This is a genomic window from Gilvimarinus japonicus (assembly GCF_042847215.1).
In the GTDB taxonomy this organism is placed as follows: Bacteria; Pseudomonadota; Gammaproteobacteria; order Pseudomonadales; family Cellvibrionaceae; genus Gilvimarinus; species Gilvimarinus japonicus.
In genome coordinates this window covers 2,506,779-2,529,219 of the sequence record NZ_AP031500.1, presented here as the reverse complement: position 1 = coordinate 2,529,219, position 22,441 = coordinate 2,506,779, and the positions used below count along the sequence as shown (strand labels likewise).

At 50.6% G+C, this 22,441-nt stretch carries 20 protein-coding genes and 1 tRNA gene; 13 read left to right on the top strand and 8 right to left on the bottom strand.

Going from position 1 to position 22,441, the window contains the following annotated elements:
• Positions 1 to 8 precede the first annotated feature (8 nt).
• From hda to ACGHAD_RS10790, 3 genes are all read left to right on the top strand, one after another.
• Complete coding sequence (hda, locus tag ACGHAD_RS10800) at positions 9 to 719, top strand: DnaA regulatory inactivator Hda (RefSeq protein ID WP_339614846.1); 711 nt, start codon at positions 9 to 11, stop codon at positions 717 to 719.
• A 191-nt stretch (positions 720 to 910) separates the two neighbouring features.
• Entirely contained in the window at positions 911 to 2,716 is a 1,806-nt protein-coding gene (locus ACGHAD_RS10795) for a glycoside hydrolase family 9 protein (RefSeq protein WP_382415078.1), read from the top strand.
• 136 nt (positions 2,717 to 2,852) lie between these two features.
• The gene (locus tag ACGHAD_RS10790) at positions 2,853 to 3,794 is read left to right on the top strand and encodes a 2OG-Fe(II) oxygenase (RefSeq protein ID WP_382415080.1); all 942 of its coding nucleotides are present in this window, start codon (positions 2,853 to 2,855) and stop codon (positions 3,792 to 3,794) included.
• Positions 3,795 to 3,842: 48 nt separating this feature from the next.
• Here ACGHAD_RS10790 and ACGHAD_RS10785 read toward each other — a convergent pair whose 3' ends face one another.
• Together ACGHAD_RS10785 and ACGHAD_RS10780 are read right to left on the bottom strand one after the other, a co-directional pair.
• Positions 3,843 to 4,379 (bottom strand): rhodanese-like domain-containing protein, encoded by a 537-nt coding sequence (locus tag ACGHAD_RS10785; protein WP_382415082.1) that lies wholly within the window; start codon positions 4,377 to 4,379, stop codon positions 3,843 to 3,845.
• 32 nt (positions 4,380 to 4,411) lie between these two features.
• On the bottom strand, positions 4,412 to 4,717 hold the full coding sequence (locus ACGHAD_RS10780) for a metalloregulator ArsR/SmtB family transcription factor (RefSeq protein ID WP_339614851.1): 306 nt from the start codon (positions 4,715 to 4,717) through the stop codon (positions 4,412 to 4,414).
• A gap of 165 nt (positions 4,718 to 4,882) precedes the next feature.
• Between ACGHAD_RS10780 and waaC the strand changes: the two genes are divergently transcribed.
• The 5 genes from waaC to ACGHAD_RS10755 all read left to right on the top strand — a co-directional run bounded on the left by waaC (position 4,883) and on the right by ACGHAD_RS10755 (position 10,284).
• A complete protein-coding gene (gene waaC, locus ACGHAD_RS10775; protein ID WP_382415084.1) occupies positions 4,883 to 5,926 on the top strand; it encodes a lipopolysaccharide heptosyltransferase I in 1,044 nt (347 codons plus the stop codon).
• Positions 5,927 to 5,940: 14 nt separating this feature from the next.
• On the top strand, positions 5,941 to 7,437 hold the full coding sequence (gene gltX, locus ACGHAD_RS10770; RefSeq protein ID WP_382415086.1) for a glutamate--tRNA ligase: 1,497 nt from the start codon (positions 5,941 to 5,943) through the stop codon (positions 7,435 to 7,437).
• Positions 7,438 to 7,956: 519 nt separating this feature from the next.
• Positions 7,957 to 8,032: transfer RNA gene (locus ACGHAD_RS10765), tRNA-Ala, on the top strand.
• Positions 8,033 to 8,248: 216 nt separating this feature from the next.
• The gene (locus tag ACGHAD_RS10760; RefSeq protein ID WP_390402682.1) at positions 8,249 to 9,586 is read left to right on the top strand and encodes a serine/threonine-protein kinase; all 1,338 of its coding nucleotides are present in this window, start codon (positions 8,249 to 8,251) and stop codon (positions 9,584 to 9,586) included.
• Positions 9,583 to 10,284 (top strand): PP2C family protein-serine/threonine phosphatase, encoded by a 702-nt coding sequence (locus ACGHAD_RS10755; protein ID WP_382415090.1) that lies wholly within the window; start codon positions 9,583 to 9,585, stop codon positions 10,282 to 10,284. Before ACGHAD_RS10760 ends, ACGHAD_RS10755 begins: the two co-directional genes overlap by 4 nt.
• 30 nt (positions 10,285 to 10,314) lie before the next feature.
• On the opposite strand, the gene ACGHAD_RS10750 is transcribed toward ACGHAD_RS10755, so the two are convergent.
• Both ACGHAD_RS10750 and ACGHAD_RS10745 read right to left on the bottom strand, forming a co-directional pair.
• A complete protein-coding gene (locus tag ACGHAD_RS10750) occupies positions 10,315 to 11,973 on the bottom strand; it encodes a replication endonuclease (protein ID WP_382415092.1) in 1,659 nt (552 codons plus the stop codon).
• Positions 11,974 to 12,148: 175 nt separating this feature from the next.
• A complete protein-coding gene (locus ACGHAD_RS10745) occupies positions 12,149 to 12,400 on the bottom strand; it encodes a helix-turn-helix transcriptional regulator (RefSeq protein WP_382415094.1) in 252 nt (83 codons plus the stop codon).
• Between the two features lie 240 nt (positions 12,401 to 12,640).
• Here ACGHAD_RS10745 and ACGHAD_RS10740 point away from each other — a divergent pair, with 240 nt between their 5' ends.
• Positions 12,641 to 12,841 carry a hypothetical protein gene (locus ACGHAD_RS10740; protein WP_382415096.1) on the top strand — a complete coding sequence of 67 codons (201 nt, stop codon included), beginning with the start codon at positions 12,641 to 12,643 and terminating at the stop codon, positions 12,839 to 12,841.
• An 8-nt stretch (positions 12,842 to 12,849) separates the two neighbouring features.
• On the opposite strand, the gene ACGHAD_RS10735 is transcribed toward ACGHAD_RS10740, so the two are convergent.
• The 3 genes from ACGHAD_RS10735 to ACGHAD_RS10725 all read right to left on the bottom strand — a co-directional run bounded on the left by ACGHAD_RS10735 (position 12,850) and on the right by ACGHAD_RS10725 (position 16,091).
• Complete coding sequence (locus tag ACGHAD_RS10735) at positions 12,850 to 13,737, bottom strand: hypothetical protein (RefSeq protein WP_382415098.1); 888 nt, start codon at positions 13,735 to 13,737, stop codon at positions 12,850 to 12,852.
• A gap of 353 nt (positions 13,738 to 14,090) precedes the next feature.
• The gene (locus ACGHAD_RS10730; RefSeq protein ID WP_382415100.1) at positions 14,091 to 14,579 is read right to left on the bottom strand and encodes a hypothetical protein; all 489 of its coding nucleotides are present in this window, start codon (positions 14,577 to 14,579) and stop codon (positions 14,091 to 14,093) included.
• A gap of 267 nt (positions 14,580 to 14,846) precedes the next feature.
• Positions 14,847 to 16,091: a tyrosine-type recombinase/integrase gene (locus tag ACGHAD_RS10725; RefSeq protein WP_382415102.1), complete on the bottom strand. Its 1,245-nt coding sequence runs from the start codon at positions 16,089 to 16,091 to the stop codon at positions 14,847 to 14,849.
• 1,125 nt (positions 16,092 to 17,216) lie between these two features.
• Here ACGHAD_RS10725 and ACGHAD_RS10720 point away from each other — a divergent pair.
• The 3 genes from ACGHAD_RS10720 (at position 17,217) to ACGHAD_RS10710 (ending at position 21,076) form a co-directional block, all read left to right on the top strand.
• Complete coding sequence (locus ACGHAD_RS10720) at positions 17,217 to 18,587, top strand: glycosyltransferase family 2 protein (RefSeq protein WP_382415104.1); 1,371 nt, start codon at positions 17,217 to 17,219, stop codon at positions 18,585 to 18,587.
• A 430-nt stretch (positions 18,588 to 19,017) separates the two neighbouring features.
• The gene (locus ACGHAD_RS10715; protein WP_382415106.1) at positions 19,018 to 19,458 is read left to right on the top strand and encodes a sugar 3,4-ketoisomerase; all 441 of its coding nucleotides are present in this window, start codon (positions 19,018 to 19,020) and stop codon (positions 19,456 to 19,458) included.
• 415 nt (positions 19,459 to 19,873) lie between these two features.
• The gene (locus ACGHAD_RS10710; protein ID WP_382415108.1) at positions 19,874 to 21,076 is read left to right on the top strand and encodes an FAD-dependent oxidoreductase; all 1,203 of its coding nucleotides are present in this window, start codon (positions 19,874 to 19,876) and stop codon (positions 21,074 to 21,076) included.
• Between the two features lie 164 nt (positions 21,077 to 21,240).
• On the opposite strand, the gene ACGHAD_RS10705 is transcribed toward ACGHAD_RS10710, so the two are convergent.
• Complete coding sequence (locus tag ACGHAD_RS10705) at positions 21,241 to 21,603, bottom strand: YajD family HNH nuclease (RefSeq protein ID WP_382415110.1); 363 nt, start codon at positions 21,601 to 21,603, stop codon at positions 21,241 to 21,243.
• A 267-nt stretch (positions 21,604 to 21,870) separates the two neighbouring features.
• Between ACGHAD_RS10705 and ACGHAD_RS10700 the strand changes: the two genes are divergently transcribed.
• Positions 21,871 to 22,278, top strand: coding sequence for a hypothetical protein (locus ACGHAD_RS10700; protein WP_339614867.1), 408 nt, complete (start codon positions 21,871 to 21,873; stop codon positions 22,276 to 22,278).
• Positions 22,279 to 22,441 lie beyond the last annotated feature (163 nt).

The following is a 22,441-nucleotide window of genomic DNA, read 5'->3' as shown; positions in this document are numbered from 1 at the left end:
GACGCCCTATGTCAACTCCGCAACAGCTGTCATTAGGCGTCAGCTTAAAAGACGACGCCACCTTCGATAACTTTTACGCCCCCGCAGGCTCTGGCAACGAGCAAGTGATTCGCGCTTTGCGCGAGCAAGTTGAGGGGCAGGGCGAGCACTTTTTGTATTTGTGGGGCGCCAGCGGTGTGGGCTTAACCCACTTACTGCAAGCCAGTTGCCACAATGCGGAGTCGCGCCGTTTGGCTGTGCAATACCTTCCTTTGCGCGAGATGACCGGCTTTGCACCCGAGGCATTGCTGGAAGGCTTAGAAGAGCTGGATATGGTTTGCCTTGACGGGCTGGAGTCGGTGGCCGGCGACCCTACCTGGGAGCGCGCGCTGTTTAATTTGTACAATGCCCTGCGCGATGCGGGCCGCTTGCTACTGGTTGCCGCACCGCAAAACCCCCGTGAGCTGAATATCCAGCTGCCCGATTTGCGCTCGCGTTTGCAGTGGGGCGTTATCCTTAAAGTGCAACCGCTGGACGATACCGACAAACAGCAGGCGTTAATGCGCCGTGCCCGCGAGCGCGGTATGGAGCTAAACGAAGAGGTAGCCAGCTATATCGTGCAGCGGGTACCGCGCGATATGAACCAGCTGTTTTGCTACCTGCACCGGCTCGATCACGCCTCGTTGGCCGAGCAGCGTAAACTGACCATCCCGTTTGTGAAAAAAACGTTGGGATTATGATGGAATGTCAGACGTCGGATGTCCGAGGTCTGACGCTAATCCTTTGTTCTTTCGCGCCGGGCCTCAGACCTCGGACATCAGTCCTCCGACTCTCATTTCTTTAACCATTCTTTGCGAACCCTAATATAGCCTGCCTCTTACTTCGCGCTACACTCCGTGGCGTAAAACAACAATATAACGAGGAAGAGCCCATGAAGACCTTTAGCCCCCATGCCCTGGCGGTTGCCTGCAGTGCTTGTTTAGCGCTCGCCGCGTGCGGCAGCAATAACGCCTCTGATCAAACCATCAATAGCAGTGTCTCATCGCCGGTAAGCTCGGCGCCCGTTGCCGGCAGTTCGTCTAGCGCGGTAAACGCCAGCGATCGTATTTTGTTAAATCAGGTGGGTTTTGCCACTGCCGGGCCCAAAGTGGCGCTTATCCCACCAGTTGATGCCTCAAGCTTCAGCGTGATTAACGTGGTCACCGGAGCCGAGGTGGCGAGTGGTGAAATAGGCGCTTATCAGCAATGGCCCTATGCAAGCGGTCGCGTTGCGCAGGCTGATTTTAGTGAGCTGAATATGCCGGGTGAATACGTGGTGCGTGTGCCGGGCTTGGCCGACTCGGACACGTTTGTCGTGGCCCAAGACCCTTACCGCGAACTAAATAAAGCCGTGATTAAAGCCTATTACTTTAATCGCGCCAGTACCGCACTGGAGCCGCAATACGCCGGCGATTGGGCCCGTGCCAGTGGCCACCCGGATACCGAGGTGCGGATTCACCCCTCGGCGGCAAGCGCGGCGCGCCCGGCCGAGAGTGTGATTAGCTCGCCCAAAGGTTGGTACGACGCGGGTGATTATGGCAAGTACATTGTTAACTCGGGTATCTCGACGTACACCTTGCTCGCGGCGCTGGAGCATTACCCCGAGTTGTACGCCCAGTGCGAGCTAAACATTCCCGAAAGCGGTGACAGCGTACCCGACTTACTGGATGAAACCTTGTGGAATGTGGACTGGATGTTAACCATGCAAGACCCGGCCGATGGCGGTGTTTACCACAAGTTAACCACCAAAAGCTTTGTCGGTAAGGTAATGCCGGCCGAAACCCACGAGCCGCGTTATGTGGTGCAAAAGGGCACTGCTGCGACACTGAACTTTGCCGCCGTAATGGCCGCTGCCAGCCGGGTGGTGCAGCCCTATGACAGCACTCGCGCCAGCACTATGTTGCAGGCGGCGCAAAGCGCTTGGCAGTGGGCCGGGCAAAACCCCAATATTGCCTATCACCAACCGGACGACGTAAGCACCGGCGGTTATGGCGATAGCGACTTCTCGGATGAGTTTGCCTGGGCCGCTGCCGAGCTCTACATCACCACCGGTAACGATGCTTACTACCAGGCGATTAAAGCCGATGCAATTGGCAACCAAGTGCCCGGATGGTCACAGTCGTTGGGCTTGGCGTGGATGTCGCTTGCCGCTCACGCCGATAGCTTAACCGCTGCTGCCGACACAGCGCTGATCCAGAAGCGCGTGACGGATTTGGCCGATACGATTGTGGCCGCCGGTAATGAGTCGGCCTACGGCGTATCGATGACTCGGCCCGATTTTGTCTGGGGCAGCAATGGCGTGGCCATGAATCGCGCCATGATGCTGGTGCAGGCCTATCGTATAACCGGCGAGCAAAACTACATGGCAGCGGCGCAAGCGCTGCTGGATTACGTGTTGGGCCGCAATCCCACCGAATACAGTTTTGTCACAGGCTTTGGTGCGCGGCCGCCTATGCATATTCACCACCGTCCATCGGTGGCTGATGATGTCGTTGCGCCGGTGCCCGGGTTTTTAGCCGGCGGCCCCCACAGCGGCCAGCAAGATGGATGTGAATACCCGTCGGATTTACCGGCCGAATCGTATCTGGATGATTGGTGCAGCTACGCGAGCAATGAGATCACCATTAACTGGAACGCGCCTTTGGTTTATGTGACGGGTGCGTTAGAGGCGTATTACTTAACGGCTGAAAACCCTTAGGTTTATCGTGTTAAGCTTGGTGCATGGCGTGTTTTCGTCGTGCGCCAAGTGTTCGGCTGGGCGTTAACATTTTATAATTCACCGGCGTAGGTAATGCTGCGAGCTTAGCGCACATGGATGGGAGTACTATCAGCAAATGGCAACATCGCTGTCTACTATATTAAGTGAAAAAACGCTTAGTAATACTGCGGAACTGGCGGAGCGATTTACCGCTGCCGAGCCGTTCTCGCATGTGGTTATCGACGACTTTTTTACTCCGCTGTTTTGTCAGGCACTGTTGGATGAGTTTCCCAAGTTTGCCAAAGAGCGAGCCCTCAATGAAAACGGTACCGTGGGCCGCAAAGCGGTTAACACGCAATTGCCCGCGCTAGGCCCACACTATAAAACGCTCGACGACACGGTTAAGTCGTCAGATTTTCTTGCATGGGTCAGTCGCGCAACAGGCATTCCCGATTTAAAATACGACCCGGATTATTTTGGCGGTGGCACACATGAAAACTGTCACGGACAAGACCTCGACCCGCACGTTGATTTTAATCGCCACCCGGTAACCAATTATCATCGCCGCTTGAATCTTATTGTGTACTTAAACCATGATTGGCGAGATGAGTGGGGCGGTGCCATTGAGTTTCATCAAGATCCGCGTAAGCCCGCGGCCGAAAATAATATTACGCAGGTCGCGCCCTTGTTTAATCGCTGCGTGATTTTTGCCACCCACGATACTTCGTGGCACGGGTTTGAGCGAATTAACTTGCCCGAGGGCGATCAAGATGCCCATTCGCGTAAATCTCTTGCGCTGTATTTTTACACCAAAACACGCCCTAAAGATGAAGATGCGGGGCGTCACTCCACTATTTATATTGAACGCCCGTTGCCCGAGCATATTCAACCGGGCACAACACTCACCGAGCAGGACTATCAGCAAATACAAACGTTGCTGGCGCGGCGCGATCAACATTTGGCCCGTTTATACCGTGATAACCACCGCTTGCAGCGGATGTTAGATCGTGTGGTCAGCAACCCATTGGTGAGGGGGCTACGCTGGTTGGTTAATCTGTTACGGCGCGCAAAACGGTAACTCAAATGTTGCTGTTACCACCTAGGTGAGTTTGTCACCGTGCGGCGGTTAGTGCCGGCGGTTCCAGCTCATTCGGGCAATTAGCATACCCATAGCGCAGGTGTCGGTTATGCCCGCAAACACCAATCCCGCCCCCACAAAACCTGATAGGGCGTAAAAGACAGGGGTTACCAGCGCGCCCAGCACCACGCCAATCAGTACCAGGCTACCGGCGGCGATGCGCACCTGCCGCTCCAGCGAAATCACATTGCTGTCGCCTTTTTGCAGAGGGGCATTGTCGTGCTGGCTTAGGGCGTTCACGCCGCCGGTGACAATAATCAGCGGCTCGTCCACTTTTCCTGCCAGGTTATTCGCTGCCATTTCGGCGCGTTTGCCGCTTTGGCACATCAGGTAAATGGGCTTGCCTTGCTGGCCTTGGGCGGCCATTTCGGATTTAACCCGCTCGGCGGTAATTTCCTGTACCGGAATAAAAATGCTGCCGGGTACATGGTTGCCGGCCACCTCAGCCGGGGTGCGTACATCCAGTACACAGCAATCTGGGTGCTGGTTTAAAAATTCTTGTGCGGTGGCGGTTTTGTGATTCATGGTTAATCTCCGGTAAGTGCACTTAGTGAGCCCTAGGGGCAATAAATGCTCTGTAATACTTCAATAATCCGCACGGCGGCATCGCCGTTTAGGCGGTAGAACATCTTTTGTGAATCCCGCCGGGTGGCGACCAGCTCGGCCTCGCGCAGGGCGGCCAGGTGTTGCGACAGGGCAGACTGCGACAGCGGCACCTGAGCATTCAGATCGCTGACGCTCATCTCGCCGTTAATCAGGGCACACAAAATCATCAGGCGCTTTTCATTGGCCAGCATTTTTAAAAAGCCCGCCGCCTGACTGGCGTTCGCTTGTAGTTGTTCGGGTGTCATGGGTTGGCTCATGTTTATCCCTCCTTGCCTTTATAATATTAGATAAATCTAAAATAGCAATAGCTAAATTAGATTTATCTAATGTTTTGGGTTAAGTTTTTATCCCTTCTCGGATGGGGCGCCAGTTAACGGCCTGTTAAGGTACAATGCGCGCAGTTTTTCAGTGGCTGGACGGATATGCGGGTATTAATTGTTAAATTGAGCTCTATGGGTGACCTGGTGCAAACGCTGCCCGCTATCAGCGATGCGGTGCGTGCCATTCCCGGTATCCGGTTTGATTGGGCAGTGGATGAAGCCTTTGCCGAGGTACCTACGTGGCATCCGGCGGTCGAGCGCACCATCGTATCCGCCCACCGGCGCTGGAAGCGCAGCGTCAAAACCGCTTGGCAGTCGGGCGAGTTAAAGGCCTACTGGCGTAAGTTGCGCGAACGCGAGTACGATTTAGTGCTGGATGCGCAAACGAGCTTTAAAAGCGCTACGGTGGCCCGTATGGCGCGCGGTTTACGCGCGGGGCCCGATGCCGACTCGGTGCGCGAGAAGGGCGCCCATCTGTTTTACCAGCGCCGTTTTAAAGTGGCGCAAGATATTCTGGCAGTGGATCGCTGGCGAGATTTATTTGCCGCCGGGCTCGGGTATCCGCGCCCTCAAACCGCGCCCGAGTTTGGTTTGCAGGATAAAGCCTGGCCCGCGCAAACCGTTACCCATAGGCCGTATATAGTAGCCGTAACCAACGCCAGCTGGCCCACTAAGTGCCTGCCCAATACAAGCTGGCAGGGCTTGATTAAGCACGCTGCAGCGGCGGGTTTAGAGGTGTTGCTCCCGTGGGGTTCGCCCACCGAGCGCGAAACCGCCGAGGCTATTGCGCGCGACCACGCCAATGCTAAAGTACTCGAGCGTATGAGCCTGACCGAACTTGCCGGGCTTTTACACACAAGCCAAGGGGCAGTGTGTAATGATACTGGCCTGGCCCACATTGCCGCCGCGCTTAATGTGCCTACGGTAACCGCGTATGGCCCGACGGACCCTGCGCTGATTGGTGCCACCGGCCCGCGCTCGAGCCACATTGTAGCGCCTGGCTACCTGTGTGAGCAGTGCGGTAAGCGTTTATGCCGTCACCCGGACGCCAGCGCAACAACGGATTTTGTGGGCAACCGCCCACGCACACTGGCCGCCATTACCGGCGACCAACTGTGGCAAGCACTTACCCAAATTCAGAACTGATACAAGAGACACTTATGACCGTTCGCACTCGTATTGCTCCGTCGCCCACCGGCGACCCCCACGTTGGCACCGCTTATATTGCGCTGTTTAACCAATGCTTTGCCCGCCAGCACGGCGGCCAGTTTATTTTGCGCATTGAAGATACCGACCAAACCCGCAGCACGCCAGAATCCGAGCAAGCGATTCTCGACAGCCTGCGCTGGTTAGGCATCGACTGGGACGAAGGGCCGGATGTTGGCGGCGAGCATGGCCCCTACCGCCAGAGCGAGCGCATGGGTATTTACAAACAATACGCCGATGAGTTGATTGAAAAAGGTCACGCCTTTTACTGCTTTGCCACCAGCGAAGAGCTGGATGAAATGCGCCGCGAGCAACAAGCCCGTGGCGAGACGCCTAAGTATGACGGCCGTGGCTTAAAACTTAGCGAGGCTGAGGTGCAATCCAAGCTCGCCGCCGGCGAACCCTACGTGGTGCGTATGAAACTGCCGGAAGAGGGCGTGTGTGTTATCGATGACATGCTGCGCGGCAACATCGAGATCGAATGGTCGCAAGTGGATATGCAAGTGCTGCTAAAAGCCGACGGCATGCCCACTTACCATCTGGCGAACGTGGTAGACGATCACCTGATGGGCATCACCCACGTGATTCGCGGCGAAGAGTGGATCAACTCTGCCCCCAAACACCTAAAGCTGTATGAATACTTTGGCTGGGAAGCGCCGGTATTGTGCCACCTGCCGCTGCTGCGCAACCCGGATAAATCCAAGCTCAGCAAGCGCAAAAACCCCACCAGTATTCTGTACTACCAGCGCGCCGGTTACCTACCTGAGGCGGTGCTTAATTACTTAGGCCGCATGGGCTGGTCTATGCCTGACGAGCGCGAGAAGTTTACCCTGGCTGATATGCAGGCTAATTTTGACATTACCCGCGTCAGTTTGGGTGGGCCTATCTTTGATGTGGAGAAACTCAGCTGGCTCAATGGCCTGTGGATACGTGAAGACTTAAATACCGAGCAACTGGCCGACCGTCTGAGCGAGTGGGCGCTAAACCGCGACAACCTATTAAAAGTGTTGCCACACGCCCAGTCGCGTATGGAAACTCTGGGCGACTTTATGCCTTTGGTGGCGTTTTTAGCCTCGGGCCAGTTGCCGCTGACCGAAGCGCACTTTGCCGAAAACCGCCTACCTATGGACGAGCAAAAGCAACTGCTGCAATTTGCTCTGTGGCGCTTAGAGGCTCTGCGTGTGTGGGAGCGCGATGAAATTTTTAACGCGCTTAAAGAGCTGGCCGGGCAAATGGATATCAAGCTCAAAGACTTTTTGGCCCCCATCTTTATCGCCATCGCCGGCACCACGGCGTCTTTTTCGGTGATGGACTCGATGACTCTGTTAGGCCCGGATATGAGCCGCGCAAGACTGCGTCAGGCGATTAATATTTGGGGTGAAGTGGGAAAGAAGCAGCTCAAAAAGCTTGAGAAAGCCTATGCGGCTTTGGGGAGTAATCCGGAGGATTAATGGTATTTGCCGGGGAGCGTTGCTCTCCGGCTGTTTAGGGTACATGGATGTGCCGGTTTCTTTTCTGCTTTACTTCTCTGTTCCTCGTTTGATTTCTTTTAAGAGTTTTCTCCGTACTTCTCGCCCTCTATCGCCGGGCGGGCGAAGCACTTTTCTGCTTGTCCAGCAAAGTACTCAAAAGAGGACACCCCGGCGTCTGGCCCTTCGGGTGCCCTCGCTCCAGCCGATTTTTGAGGGCCGTATCGACAGGCCTTCCGTGGCCTGGCGATACTTGCGCACGCGTCCATGCGTGCTTACCCACAAAAATAGGCCTGCGCTCGACTCATTCGCAGGGGCCCCGTGGGGTGCCGGATTCGGATTTAATGGCTGGAAAGCCGACAAAAACACGCATCTTGTAGTTTGTTGTTGGAAAATTCGTCACTTCGTACAATCACTGGCCAGGCTGGCTAACTTGCTGAAATTTATTGACAAAAGGTGTTGACAGATTTCCGATTCGAGCCTAATATGCGCACCTCTTTCGGGGCCTTAGCTCAGCTGGGAGAGCGCAACACTGGCAGTGTTGAGGTCAGCGGTTCGATCCCGCTAGGCTCCACCAAAAAACGTTGTTAAATCAACGACTTAGAAGCCCGCTTAATCGCGGGCTTTTTTGTGTCCAAAATTTAAGTCCATATTAAGTCCAAATTTTTAGGTGGTAGAGTCTTTTGGGTGGCTAGCGGTATTAAAGATAGTTGAATTGGTGGGTCGTTGGTCTTTTGGGGGCTACTAGATGGTAAAGTGTAGGTCTAGGTTTGGATCAAGGGCTTTTGGGGGAATGATGCAATTTACATTACAGGAAGAGTTAGGACGAGGGGGGTTCGCCAAAGTAAACAAGGTTGTAGCTACTGACGGGAGCTTTTATGCGTTGAAGCTCTTTGATCCCTTGTCTGAGTTAGTACGTCAGGTTGGAAATGATCATCTGAAACGTCGTTTTATTCGAGAAGTTAAAGCTCAGCAAAGTATTTCGCATCCTCAAGTCGTTAATATTATTGAGGCCCGACTGGATCTATCCCCGCCATATTTTCTAATGGAGCTTGGGTGCGCTACTTTGAAAGAAGATATTGATTCCGGCTATGTAGAGGGAATTGGGCGCCAAAAAGTACTATTTGACATCCTTGCTGGGTTAGAAATAATTCACGCTAAGGGGCATGTTCATCGTGACTTAAAGCCAGCTAATGTCTTGCGTTTTGGGTGGGGTGATCAAGCGACTTATAAAATATCTGATTTCGGTTTAATTAGTCATGGCGAGAGCGATTCAACTGCATTAACTGGTACTGGGGCACAGGGGGGTACAGAAATGTACTCTCCGCCTGAATGCATGGCTGACTTCAAGAGGGCGACGTGCACTTCTGATATATATTCGTTTGGGGCGATCCTCCATGATATCTATGCACCGCGTACACGAAGAATTCCCTATACAGAACTATCCGTCGAAGGTGCTATTGGAGACATCATCTCAAAATGCACAAAAAGACAACCTAGGAGACGTTATCGAGATGTTGCGGCTCTTAGAGAGGATCTGATTAGGGTTATTGATTCAGCCTCCCCAGTTAGTAAAAATGATGAAGAAGAAAAATTTGTAGACTTACTTGAGCAAAATGTCGACTTGAGCGAGGATCAATGGGACGAGGTTTTTGATTACTTGGATGTAGCAGTGGAGAATGGTAATACTCCTAGTGCTCTATTTCATGCTTTTAAAATTGATCACATACGTGCGCTCAATATGCATTCTCCCGATTTATTTGCTTCGTTAGTTATAGATTTTTGTAATTTTATAAAGAAGACAGATTTTTCGTTTGAATATTGCGATGTTCTGGCTGATAAATTAAAAGTATTTTTCGAGCTTGGTGATTTAAATGTGAAGTCAGAGGCGGCCGTCGCGGCGTTGGAGCTAGGGGTTACCCATAACCGTTGGTATGTGGAAGAAGTCTTTACGCAGTTCGTAAATAAAGGTTGCAGCGAAGCATTGATTGAAAAAATTATACTTCAAGTGGAAGATGAGAAAATAGACTTTAGGCGGCGAGTATATCGACTTTCTGAATCGATTAGATATGATCTTGAAAATTTACACCCTGACTTGCTGGCTTATTATCGGAGCGAGGCTGGCGAATGAGTGTATATTTTTTTTCAAAAGGTAAGGGGGGGAGAGAAAATCAAGACGCTATTGGTCACCTTGTTATAAATGATAAAGTGGTCGTCGCTGTTGCCGACGGAATGGGCGGGGCTGCGGGGGGGGCTGTGGCGTCGAATGAGGTGATCAGATATATTTTTGAGGAGCTGAAAAAGACGGATAACGTCGACTATCCCAATTTGATCGATGGTGCTCGGAGTGGTCTTGTCAGCCTTTCAGAAAAGGATGGTGCACTCCAAGAGATGGGAACAACGTTAACTCTTTGCGAAATAAATGGCGACATCTGTTATTTCTTTCATGTGGGTGATAGTCGTGTTTACCATGTACGAGGTGGTGGGCTGATGACAAGAACAAAAGATCAGTCGGAGCTACAATATCTTTTGGATAAAAAAGTCATTAAAAAAAGCCAAGCTGCTAACTATTCGCGAAGAAACATTCTACTGTCTGTACTTTCACCTTCCCATGATTACGAGCTTGAGATGGGGGAGTTTTCTCTAGAGTCGGGCGATCGTTTATTGCTCATCACAGATGGTGTCTATAATATTCTAGCAAAAAAAGAATTGGTTGAGCTTTCTTTGGCTTCCGAAGACCCTAAAGTATTATCTGAGGCGATAGCCTTAAAGATAGAGTCGGAAGGTGCTAAGGATGATTATAGTTGTGTGATCTATCAACATCCTTAGAGTATTCATAACTTTCTGATTGCCGTACACTTATTGACAGAACTCCAAGGGAGGGGCGTTCGCCCCTCCTGAAGAAGAAAGCAGCGCGGTCGCGCTGGTATTAAAACTTTCCTTTCGTTTGATTTCCCACGTTCTAAAGCGTGTCTGAATAAATTCTGCTGCTTGGTAAAGCAGGCCAATAAGTTGCTTGGCGGCTTCATCGTACCGGCTGGGCTTATCTTTGATGATCTCAAAGGGGCGTATAGGTTGATCTTTGCGGGCGATAACAGGCCCACCAAATAGCTCGGTAAACGCTTGCCAGTCGCCAGTATCTGCTGCCTCTGCTATTTGCCTTAGGTGGTCATCGCTAAGGCTCTCTAATACTGCCTCTTTCTTGTCTCCAGCGGTCAGGCGACGTAGTTCACGCCATACCGTGACGGGCGGGCCGCCTATTTGCTGAAACTGGCGAATATTCCACGTAGAGGCCCAAGCCCGTATGCGGCCAGCACTTTTTACGGCGTCTTGCCCGTATAAGTCGGCGTCTAGATTTGCCCCATCGATACTTTTAGATATGTATTTGGCTATATAGCCTGCTGCCGTCCCTTTTTTAGGGTCGATATATTCAACCTTCATACGGTGTGTTTCCGCACCAGCTTCACTGCCATTGATCTCAAGGGCGTAATGGGTAAGCGTGTCGATTAATGCCTGTTCGTTTTCTGGCTCAATAAACAACAGCATATGCCAGTGAGGGCAACCATCATGGTGCGGCTCTACGACACGGAAGCCATAAGGGGCGATATTGTCCCGCTTTAGCTTTGCCCGTACTTTGCGCCATTGGCCGTTAAAATAGTGTTGTGCATCGGCTGGTGTTAGCCCTTGATACTTAGGGTTGGGGACACAAGGCTTTGACAGAAAGCTATGGTATTTGGAGGGTGCCGTTAGGGTAATAAACACGCCTTTATGGCCGCGTTCTTTACCTATAGCTTCAAAACCGGCAATGCGGGTCATTAACTCATTGCGTCGATTAACGGGATTAGATACCCCGCGCTCTGCAATATTCAATAGCGTAAATGATTGGCCTAAGTCGTTTTCGGCTACGCACTGAGCCAATACATCTTTGTTGCGAGCTGCTTGCGCAAACTTCCGCTTTACGCAATTGTGGCTGGCGTAGATTCCCGCCACCTTATTAACGCGCCCCATCTCGATTTGGACGGTTTCCATTTTAATATCTTGCAGTTTGCGTATTTTTTGTCGCCACCACAGGTCACATTTAACACGAGCTATAGCCCCGGCTACCTCTTCCTCGCTTGCCTCAAAGGGGCTATCTAGGGGGAATATCAGCTCTCGGTGCTCTAGGTAACCTATAGCTAGCTGTATCACTTTTTTTGAGTTGCCACGGCGGCTTGTACGAATAATGAGCTTTTCTAAATTGCGCGAATGCCATTTGGCAAAATCCCTTAGCTCGTCATCGGGGCAGGATAGGTACAGGCTATCGCTACCTGATCCAAGCCGTAAGTAAAGGTCTGTGCGCAAAAGCATCAAATTGGCCTCTACATGGCTTTTAGCTTTTGCCAGCCGGCAATAGTGGTGTGCGAGGTCGATACAGATAGATGGATGATGACCTAATAGGCGACGCCTATAGTCCGCACAACTCTCGGTGCCGATACCTTCGGTTAGCTTTAGTGCCTTTTCAAGAGCAAACAAAAGCATATTAAAGCGGCCTATAGGTAGACGCTTGGGCTATAGGCAAGCACCCAAGGTGGAACGCGGGGGTGTTCAGGTGCGCGAGAAGGCCTATAGGCCAGATTTGACCTATAGGCAGGGCGAGAGCTGCTGCAAGCATTAGAGCGGCTAATGGTATAAACGGCCTATAGCGCATAACGTGTTAGCCGGTAGCCTTTAGGCTAATCTGCCCAAGGTGATCTAACTTTTGTTGGCTATCTAGCCATGAATCCAGATCTTCACGTAGGTAGCGAACGGAGCGCCCAATCTTGATAAATGGCGGGGCAGGGGTGCGGTTATCGCGCTTGCCGTCCATTCGTGCTTGGCGAAGAAACGACCGGCTCATGCAAATGTATAGCGCCGCCTCAATTTCTGATAGTGAGCGCGGTAATACGGTTTGTTGTTCTGTGTTCATTGTGTGCCTCAACGAATTACTTGGTTCGATGGGCGTACGGTAAAAGCTAAATTTAGCTGCTACGCTTAGCGGTGATTTTTAGGCTTAGGGGTACGCTTAGCGCTACAAAAATCTGCATTCCGAAAAAATATGGCAATATGAGGCGAGCGAAGACTGTTTTTGCTAAGGTGCTTGTTTTGGGTGTTATGGCAACTTCACCCTTTACAGGATGCATTTTGTCTCAAAGGTTTGGAGAAAATTATGGATCATATTGTGTTAAATAAAGATGGCTACCCGTTTTGCGTAGGTGACTCAGTTCGGATTGAGAAAGAGGGTGAGCACTTTGGAAAATTTGGAGAGATAGACACAATACGAAACTACGATAAGCGGCCTAGAATTGGGGTTTTATTTGATGATGCCAATGTGTGTTCATTTGCTCCAGAAGACCTATTAGCCACCTGATGCTACCATTACGTCAACTTTTCTTTAGCTCGTTTTACCGCTGATCTAAATGAGCTGAGGCGCATGTAGTTTGTATTTCCGTGCCGGCTTTGCCACGCGATTTCACCGTCACTCACATTCTGGAGAATGCTTTCGGTATCGTATATTGGGTCGTCCCTCTGGTGCTCGTTAGAGATCTCTTTCCAAATTAGCTTTGCAGACGTTATACCTGTATCGGTAATGATTTTGGCAATCAGGGTATGTAACTGATTCTCACGTCCAGAAAGGCTTAGGCTGGAGTGGGGGGAATGAGTTTTTTCTGGGAAAAGTTCGCTACACGAAATTCGCAGTTGATTCGATTTGATAAAGGGAGAACGGTCAAATATTAAACGTTCATCAAGCTTTATTTGGTCGATAGTTTTAGCTGAATTGGCAGGCGCTTTTGACGATAGGGCCTGAAGCCAATTACTTGCTTGTTCCATTATAGTATTAGTGGGGATGCCGAGACGTGGAGACGGTAAAAATAACAGGTCTTCTTCTAAACCCTCAGCGAAGGCGAGAGGCTTCCAGCCGCAAAGAGGGGCAATAGGGGCGTCTTGCTGAAATGGATACTCAGATGACCAATCATTTATACCCGCCGGATCATAGATGGAGAGAGGGCGCTCGCCCTGCTGGGCTGGCTTTCCGTCTAAAAGAGCGATGCTTAGCGCGGTGGTAAGCTGGATGTGACCACGGTATTTGCACGTAGCCCTTCCTAACCACTGAGTTTTGTTTGAAATGCTCAGAGCAAGCAAGGGATAGTCTGTTATGAAGGCCGCGGCAGAGATTTTACCTTTTTCAATTTTATACGATAGCTCAGAAGCCGTGACCTCAAGCTTTTGGGCTGCCTCTTCTAAAGTAAACCAAGGCCCTTTCATAAATATCTCGTTTAGTTCTTATCCAATCAACGCCACAGCGTCAGCTATGTGATTTGGTGGCAAGTGGGTGCGTTTAGCAGGGCGCTCACCGAAGCATCTTAGGTGCGGAGCCGAGACTCATATCATGCCATCAAAATTGGATGATTTCAGTCTTCTTCTACGTATTATGAGATATGTTAGTTACTGTGTCGGGCTTGCAAGAAGATTAGGGACGTGAATAGCGTGTAACAGAGACAGAGACAGAGACAGAGACAGAGACAGAGACAGAGACAGAGAACGTATTACCGCGCCTCATAGTGCATGCTGTGCGCATGCACTATGAGCAATTATAGTGATTTAAAATGATTGGGTCACTATAGGCCCCAGTGGCTCCTCTTGCAGCCCTCATTGGGGATTGGGAGTGGTCCAAAGTCAATCGGTGGGATATATTCGTCAACAATATAAAATGTAGATCCAGCTGTTTTTTGTGCTAATGGTGAGCCTACTGCAAATTTTTCATTGTGAAATTTACCACATGCGCCAGTGGGGTGATCCATCGCGTCAGCGGTTATGCTCCAACTACCATTTTCATTGGTATAGCCAACAATCTGACCGCCGGCATCGTAGCTGTAATTACCTTCTACTCCTTGTGTCTCGTAATGAGTTCTCCATGCATAAATAGGGGCATAAGCTTGGACTGGGTATGTATAGACCGTAACGTTAGCTACGCTTGTAGAAGGGTCAAGCCGTGAGTACACGGAAGAGTTTCGATAGCTGTAGGTCGTAGCTAAGGCTGATTGCGCGATAAGCAATGTCGAGACTGATAGTAATAATGCTCGAACACCAAGTTTTTTCTTATCCATAACACTAAACTCCGATTCTAGTATTTCCATTTAGTAACAAGCAGCATCTCCCGCTGCGAAGAAATCGTAGCATACAGATTTTTTGTTGTCACTGAGGTGTATGTCGATATTGTTCAGGTGCCGTTAGCGTAATTCCTAAATATTCTGAATGTTTATAATTTATTTGTTTTTTCTAATATAGGGTGTCTTGTTTGAATCTAGTAGTTATAGCTTTATAGTCGAAACCGCTTTTTTAAATTTAGTGAATGTAATTAACCGGACTAATATTTATCCAATCAACGCCACGGCATCAGCTTTGTGATCTGGTGCCAAATGGGCATATCGTAAGGTTGTATTTAAGCTGGCGTGGCCGCAAAGCTCGCGCACGGTATTTAGGGGTACTCCACGCATAACCAGTTTAGAGGCGAAATCGTGACGCATATCATGCCATCTAAATTGAGTGATTCCAGCCTTTTTTAAAATAGTTGTCCACGAGCTTTTAACGTTATCCAGCCTGCCGCCATCGTCAGCCGGAAATACACGCGCCTCATTTAACCCGCATTGGCCGCGCCATTTGCCCAGAACCTCGCGGGCTGAGGGGCTTAGGGGTATGTGTCGGGTTTTGCTGGATTTGGCTGTTGCACCGTTTACGGTTATCACGTTGTTTATTAGGTCAACCTCAGACCACATTAAATCGAACTGTTCGCCTCGGCGCATTCCGGTTTTAAGGGAGAGCGTAACCATTGGCGTCATACGGTCAGCGTAGGCGAGGTGTGATATGTCAGGTAGAAGAGGGTAGCCTCTTTCTGCTCGGTGCTCATTACCTCGCGTCCGAGCCTTTTTAAGTTCATCGTCACGCTCTTTTAACGCGGCTAGCATTCTGAATTCTTCATCGCTCGATAGGTAGCGAGCTTTTCGGCCTTCGTCTACTTTCAGGTTTTTGAGGCGTTTTAGCGGATGCTCTTCCAGTACCTCCCACTCTACCGCTTTAGTTATCACACCGCGTAACGCGTTAACGCACCGGTTAACGTAGGTAGCTTTTCGGTCTTGCTGCATTTTCTCCGTTCGCCAGCGTTCCATACGCTTGAGTTGAATCTGGCTCATTGGGAGGGTCAATAGGTCAGGAAATGAGGCTTTAACGATGTTGATCGTATTTTGACCGCTTTTATGGTTAGCCAAAGCCCACGGCTGATACTGCTCCTCTAAAAATCGCCCCAGTGTACCCTTGAGGGTTTCTTTGGCTCTTTGACGGCCTTCGACCTTATCCGCTTGCACATCTGTACCATCTGCCACTTTACCGGCCATGCTGGTGGCTTTGTCTCGTGCTTGAGCGAGAGTGAGTGACGGGCCGAGGGGGCCAATTTTGATTCGCTTACGGCGACCGTCTGAATTCCGATAGGAGTAATAGAAGGTTTTGAGGCCTGTTGGCTGAACCCGCATTAAGAAACCTTTTAGCTCGGTATCAACAATTTCGTAAGCTTGGTCAGCTGGCTCGAAATTTCGGGCACTGAGGGTAGTCAATTTGGCTCTCATGGCGGCAATTTCATCTCTGTATTTGGACTTAATAGGAAATTTAAGTCCATATTAAGTCCAAATTGAAAGAATCGCAAAGAAAATCTGTGAACCTCCATGAACGACTATATTTATTTAAGTTGTTGATTTTTATATATAATATAGTTGTTCTGTGTACGTGGTTGTTCACTGAAATACATGGAAAAATACCGATTTTACACACTGGCAGTGTTGAGGTCAGCGGTTCGATCCCGCTAGGCTCCACCAAAAATACAAAAAGCCCCCTGCTCGTATGAGCAGGGGGCTTTTTTGTATATCTCGCTGAAAGCTCAGCGAGAGCGAGGTTTAGCTCCGGTTGATGTGCATGGATGCACGAATGTCGCGGGCGCATGGAGCGCAGGAGCGACCTCTAATTTGCCGGGAGCAAATTAGCACGACGGAGTCGCCCGGAGGGTGGCGCACAGGGAGGTGCGTCATGCATCCCGCGTATCGTCAAAGTCCCATATCTGCATTCGAGTTACCCCATTGGACGGGGGGTTTTTGTTTGTGGGTCTAGTTGGGTGAGACCGCTGAGGCCAGCGTGCTTGATGTGCATGGATGCACAAATGTCGCGGGCGCAGGACGCGCAGGAGCGACCTCAAATTCGCTGGGAGCGAATTAGCACGGCGAATGCCGCCCGTAGGGCGGGGCACAAGGATAAGGTGAATGCCTCTAAGATGCAGAGAGGGCGGTCTGGGCTGAGTGCCCCGTGCATCCCGCTAGGCGGGCAGCCGAAGTCCCGCGACTTCTTACAAAGCCCTTAGCAAAACCCTTTAAAAACAATAAGATCGATCAGGGGTGGTAGCTCTCGCTGTAACCCGATACATCTTCCCGCAGGCGTTGGCAGTTTTGGGGTCTATGAGAGCGAGGGTTCGCACTGGTTGACTTGAAGGATGCATTATTGCCGGGGGTACACTGATCCCTGCGCGCTTATCCCCTAATGGACAGCCGCTCGGCTGGATTTGGGGTAATGGCGAGCCGCCGCACTCTATAGTAGGAGTTTGCGATTTCACAAGAATTTTACGGGCGAATTCAGTAGACTGTCGCAGGAATTTGCATTAACCCAGTAATAATCTACCTCCTTTTAGTTTTTATGAAAGTTATGCCATGTCTGTTTCGCCAACCGTATCGGTAATTATAGCCGCCTATAACCGCCCAAGCGTGGTTAGTACCGCGATCAAGAGCGTTCTGAACTCAGATTTTCAAGATTTTGAGCTGATCGTTGTAGGCGATGGTTGCAATCAAGAGACGGAGGAGGCGATTTGTGCCTTTACTGATCCTCGTATTCTCTTTTACAACCTGCCTGAAAATACCGGTCATCAATCCGCCCCGCATAATAAGGGCATCGAAATGGCTAGTGGGGAATTCATCCTCTTTCTCAACCAAGATGATCTCTATTTTCCTGACCATATCTCTAGGCGTGTCGCCTTCATGCGCGAATCCAAGGCCGATATTTCTTGGTCGCCTATCCTGCTTCTGCAACGCACAGCCGCAAACCATGGGCCTGTGGATGCCCATAAAGATCGCATCGTGCTTGATGGGGCTGTGCAGGACAACAAATTCGATCCGAATGCCTTTATTATCTCATCCTGCTGGGCCGTCCGACGCGAAATCTGCTTAGACGTGGGGCCTTGGCTGCCGATCAAGAAAACACGCCTCTCGCCTTCTCAGGAGTGGCTTTTCCGCGCCTGGAAACAAGGCTGCGATATCTGCTATCACCGCGAGGCCTCGGTCTTGTGCATTCACTCTGGGGTGCGCCCTTATAGCTATATCCATGATGGATCGTTCGAGCATGAGCGTGCATGGGGGTGGATTAGCGCGGGGGCGGATGCGCGAAGTCGTGTCTTGAACGCGGCACTCGTGGAAATGGCGGGGCGCGAATATCTATGGCGGCAAAAACTAACGCGTTTTCAAAAACCCTTGCTGTCATTCGCGCGACACATTGCGAAAAAGCTGGGCCAACACCCAGATGTGTTTCAACGGCTTATTGGGGGGCTTGGAAAAGGCGCATGGGTCAAAAGTCATACCAAATTTACCCGGGGCACTCCGCCGGTTTTAGAGGTTGGCAAACTTGTGCCGTTCTCCGCTGCTTACGCAGAAGAGCACGTGGGACTTGGCTGGCATCACTTTGAGAAAGAAGGGGCGTGGAGCGAATTTGAAACAGCCGAATTGTTTTTCTCGACAGAGCAAGACGCTCAGACAATCATCCTTTCGGGGTATCCGTTTCGGCACGACGACAAAGTGACATTTACGCTCAACTCCGATTTGGAGCATGAGGTCTGTTTTAGCGGCAAACCCAAAAATGTCGCAATCCTGATCCCGAAAAAAGGCCGGCATCTTCTGCAGGTCGAGATCGTTAACCCGACATCACCAGCCAAACTTGGCCTGTCCGACGACACAAGAACGCTTGCTTTTTGGCTGTCATCCTTCACGGTGGCGGACAAACCTGTATCGGTGGTTGCTCCCAAGCCAAGCTAATGGGTCATAACAAAGCAGTAGTTGATTTTTACGGGTTGCTGCTTTAGCTGGGGGGCGGCAATGGGTATCAGTGACTTCCTTGGCCGAATCATGGTTTATGGTGGGCGAGCAGATAAATATGCTGAATTTTCATTGGTAATGGCGTAAAGAATTGGCAAATTTGTCGATGGCCCGCGAGTTACGTAATGTGGTATAACACGACTCGAATTACATCTTAATGATAAGTCGTTAATGCCGGGTCGGAAATGAAGCCTGATGACCGGTCGTTTTCAGGCTTATTGTACTGCTTGGTATTGGATTTGTTCCTGTAGTCCGATCAAAGTTCCCCGCCCACGAAGCAGGTGGGTTGTGTGATGAAGCGGCATCTAGCCAAACGATATAATATTGGTCTTCTCTATGATCAGAAGGCCACAGAAAACGAGAGTCCGCTGTGCCTTCCGATAAAATCACGCAGATAAATGAGAGCCGGACTCCTGCGACCATTGCTCTGGCCTCTGTGGTAGACAATCGAGGTCGGTTGTTGCCAGTCGATTTTTCTGGCCTGCCATTTGCGCCTCGTCGAGTTTTCTTTGTGAGCGATGTGCCGGCCGGTCACATTCGCGGCGGTCATGGGCACCACACTGGGCATCAGTTGCTGATAGCCGCGCAAGGTGAAATTAACGTCGTCACTCGAGATGGCAGCGGGGCTGAGACACTGCACTTGCTCCGGCTAGGCAGTGTGGCGCTGCATATACCACCGGGATGCATCGCCTGGCAAAAGTATCTCAGTAAAAGTGCCAGCTTGTTGGTATTGGCCAGTAATCACTATGATCCAGCTGATTATTTCTATTCAGATTTAGCCTTGCCTGATTCGGCATGGGACGGGCCTTAACATTTATGGCGCCCCTCGCTATCGTGTGCACTCCTGTTTGGCCGGGAGAGGACGTGCTCGAACACGCGATCACTTGTGCACCAGATCAGACACTAGAAGGCATCCAGAGTATTATGACGTTGGGCCAAGCTACGGATAACACCGCCGAAATCGCCCAGGAGGCCACCGCCAGGAATTCACGAATTCGGGCGCTGATTCACGGGCCTCGAGAGGGAAGGATCCTAAGCGTCAATTTGGCACTGAGTGAAATTTCCGGCGAGTGACTTTCTATCTATTTTCATAATTACGCTATCGAGCCTCATATCCTGGAGGCATTGCACGGGGTGCTGCGGTTAAGCCCGAAGTCGGGTGCGCCATGCTGTGTGGCGCAGGACGCTGACTTCAGAACGACCTGCCATATAAGGGGCTCTGAATAATGAAACATATTGCTGTGCTGGGCGGAGGCATTATGGGTTGCTGCACCGCGTTGTCTCTCGCCCGTCTGCGTGCCACAGTCACACTATTTGAACAACATCCCCAGGTTATGAGTGAAGCAAGCCGGTGGAATGAGGGAAAAATCCACCTTGGCTACCTATACGCGGCATCGCGGACCCTAGATACCGCCAAAAAGGTTCTGACCGGCGGCTTGCGCTTTAAACCTATTGTCGAACAGCTCTTGGAAACCTCTATTGACTCGTGGATAACACCACAAGCCGACCATTACCTTGTTCACAAAAATAGCGTGGTTGGCCCCGATGAAATTTGGGATTATTTCGAAAGAGTCACCGATCTGGTATGCGAGCATCCGGATGTGAACGGTTACTTGCGTGATATTTCGTCATCTGACTTACGCCGCCTCTCCGCAACTGACGTGGATTTTAATTATAATGCTGAGCAAGTGTGCCTGGCGACTCGCGTGCCGGAATATTCCATAAATACCACCAGCTTTGCGGATGCCCTTGCGCGACGTGTGATGGATGATCCCTCCATCTCGGTCTTAACCGAACAAGCAGTGCAGTCCGTGGGTTCCAGCGACGAGAAATCCGAGCGCTACGCCATTCATACGGACCAAGATACCTTCACGGGGTTTGACGCCGTCGTCAATGCCTTGTGGGCGGGTCGCCCTTTTATCGACAAAACCGTCATGGGGCGCACCGACTTCACCACGCATCACCGCTATCGAGTGTCCGCGTTTCTGGAGTGCCCACTGGATCATTCTTATCACTCTTCTGCAGTGATTTGTGCCGGCCCCTTCGGTGACATTAAGCATTATGGCAATGGCCGCTATTATATTTCCTGGTACCCGGCTGGGCTGCTCGCTGAAGGGCGAAATGCGGAACCCCCCAAGACACCGCATCTGTCTGCCGATGATGCAGATTCTATCGTCGCAAAGATCAAGGAGGGTTTAGGCGATATACTGCCCGGCGCGGCAGATATAATCAGTCAGGCGGATCGGGTCAACGTGCAAGGTGGCTGGGTCTATGCGCAAGCGTCGGGGGGATTGGACGACCCCAGCTCCAGTCTCCACCGCCGCGATAAGCTTGGCTTACTTCATCACGGCAACTATGTCTCTGTCGATACTGGAAAGTTTTCAGTTGCTCCCTATTTGGCCGAAGTCATTGCTCAGGCGCTTGTTTAATCCTGAGCAAGAGGTAGCTCAAGAAGCGGGCGCAGATTGAAGCTTATGACATATTGAGCATCCTCTAGGATGGCTGGGTCAGCTGACGCTATGACGCGCTTACCTCGCACTGGTCCATCAAGCATCTTCCAGCATGGTAAAAAGTACTGTTTAACGATGCCGCCTCACTTATCTTTACCGCTCAATTGTGCTTTCAAATCCGCAAACGGGTTATAGGTGGCGGGTTTGATTTTTGTCTCCGTGGTGCTGCCGTAGCGCACAAGGTTCTCAAACTTTGTGTGCTCTTCGTCGTGGCAATAAAGGCACAATAACTCCCAATTGCTGCCGTCAGGCGGGTTGTTGTCGTGATTGTGGTCGCGGTGGTGGACGGTTAACTCGGAAAGGTTTTTACGGGTGAATTCTCGGGTGCAGCGGCCACAAACCCATGGATAAAGCTTTAATGACTGCTCACGATAGCCTGCCGCTCTTTTGTTGTTATAGTCCAGCTGGGCGGCGCGTACTTTGTCAAAATCGCTGGGATTGCTCATAAAAACCTCATTTATGTGTAGCAGAAAGCATAAACCAAAGCGGTTATCAGAGATAGGTGGCAGGGGAATGGTTTTAGCAGGCCGAAATCGGGTGCTTAATCTGGCGCCTAACGTCTAGACTTTCCTTATATGCGTCCCGCGTGCGTGATAGCTTTCATCCCAATCTAACGCTAGTTGTATTTTTGACTTGGTGGCTATACGCCCAGATTGAAAGTTAATATTGGTTAGGGTATATTTCGGCCAATTCAAATATAAGGAAATAGCATTATGACAATCAAGAATTTGTTTAGCGGGATTTTGCCTTTAGTTGTCCTCGCCGGTTGCGCATCAACACCACCTCCACCAATTCAAGCACAGGACAAGACTATTTCACATGAAGGTCAAGATTATGTGGTAGGCGGGCAGTACGATGAACACCGAAATGTACTGCAGCTGACGGTAAATGGTGACCCTGTAATGAAAGGGAGTTTTCCTCCCTACACGCCAACATTGAATCTGGCGAGTGAGTATCAAAACATTGATATCTCAAGCTATTGTTATTTTGGGTCTGTATTAAATAACCAAGGCGGAGTTTTTGGTGCGGTAGCTGGTGCTATTCAGTCGTCTAATGCGAAATCTGGCGATAAGTGTGACATAAAGATCTCTGGCGAAAAAGTTACAAGCTTGTACTTTTAAATAATTTAGCTGGTTGCATTTCTGTTACTCGGGGAGGCTGGTAATAATAGCGTGCCAGCCTCCTGCGAGATGTAAGGCGTATCGACCGAGAGCGAAGGTCACCTTCTAATATCTTGATTAACGTGTCAGAGTCTAGGATAATCCGTTAATAGCGAGGTATAAC

What these genes read in the sequence shown, in the direction of transcription:
- hda (WP_339614846.1), top strand. Translation starts at nt 9, where the DNA reads ATGTCAACTCCGCAACAGCTGTCATTAGGCGTCAGCTTAAAAGACGAC.
- ACGHAD_RS10795 (WP_382415078.1), top strand. Translation starts at nt 911, where the DNA reads ATGAAGACCTTTAGCCCCCATGCCCTGGCGGTTGCCTGCAGTGCTTGT.
- ACGHAD_RS10790 (WP_382415080.1), top strand. Translation starts at nt 2,853, where the DNA reads ATGGCAACATCGCTGTCTACTATATTAAGTGAAAAAACGCTTAGTAAT.
- ACGHAD_RS10785 (WP_382415082.1), bottom strand. Translation starts at nt 4,379, where the DNA reads ATGAATCACAAAACCGCCACCGCACAAGAATTTTTAAACCAGCACCCA.
- ACGHAD_RS10780 (WP_339614851.1), bottom strand. Translation starts at nt 4,717, where the DNA reads ATGAGCCAACCCATGACACCCGAACAACTACAAGCGAACGCCAGTCAG.
- waaC (WP_382415084.1), top strand. Translation starts at nt 4,883, where the DNA reads ATGCGGGTATTAATTGTTAAATTGAGCTCTATGGGTGACCTGGTGCAA.
- gltX (WP_382415086.1), top strand. Translation starts at nt 5,941, where the DNA reads ATGACCGTTCGCACTCGTATTGCTCCGTCGCCCACCGGCGACCCCCAC.
- ACGHAD_RS10760 (WP_390402682.1), top strand. Translation starts at nt 8,249, where the DNA reads ATGATGCAATTTACATTACAGGAAGAGTTAGGACGAGGGGGGTTCGCC.
- ACGHAD_RS10755 (WP_382415090.1), top strand. Translation starts at nt 9,583, where the DNA reads ATGAGTGTATATTTTTTTTCAAAAGGTAAGGGGGGGAGAGAAAATCAA.
- ACGHAD_RS10750 (WP_382415092.1), bottom strand. Translation starts at nt 11,973, where the DNA reads ATGCTTTTGTTTGCTCTTGAAAAGGCACTAAAGCTAACCGAAGGTATC.
- ACGHAD_RS10745 (WP_382415094.1), bottom strand. Translation starts at nt 12,400, where the DNA reads ATGAACACAGAACAACAAACCGTATTACCGCGCTCACTATCAGAAATT.
- ACGHAD_RS10740 (WP_382415096.1), top strand. Translation starts at nt 12,641, where the DNA reads ATGGATCATATTGTGTTAAATAAAGATGGCTACCCGTTTTGCGTAGGT.
- ACGHAD_RS10735 (WP_382415098.1), bottom strand. Translation starts at nt 13,737, where the DNA reads ATGAAAGGGCCTTGGTTTACTTTAGAAGAGGCAGCCCAAAAGCTTGAG.
- ACGHAD_RS10730 (WP_382415100.1), bottom strand. Translation starts at nt 14,579, where the DNA reads ATGGATAAGAAAAAACTTGGTGTTCGAGCATTATTACTATCAGTCTCG.
- ACGHAD_RS10725 (WP_382415102.1), bottom strand. Translation starts at nt 16,091, where the DNA reads ATGAGAGCCAAATTGACTACCCTCAGTGCCCGAAATTTCGAGCCAGCT.
- ACGHAD_RS10720 (WP_382415104.1), top strand. Translation starts at nt 17,217, where the DNA reads ATGTCTGTTTCGCCAACCGTATCGGTAATTATAGCCGCCTATAACCGC.
- ACGHAD_RS10710 (WP_382415108.1), top strand. Translation starts at nt 19,874, where the DNA reads ATGAAACATATTGCTGTGCTGGGCGGAGGCATTATGGGTTGCTGCACC.
- ACGHAD_RS10705 (WP_382415110.1), bottom strand. Translation starts at nt 21,603, where the DNA reads ATGAGCAATCCCAGCGATTTTGACAAAGTACGCGCCGCCCAGCTGGAC.
- ACGHAD_RS10700 (WP_339614867.1), top strand. Translation starts at nt 21,871, where the DNA reads ATGACAATCAAGAATTTGTTTAGCGGGATTTTGCCTTTAGTTGTCCTC.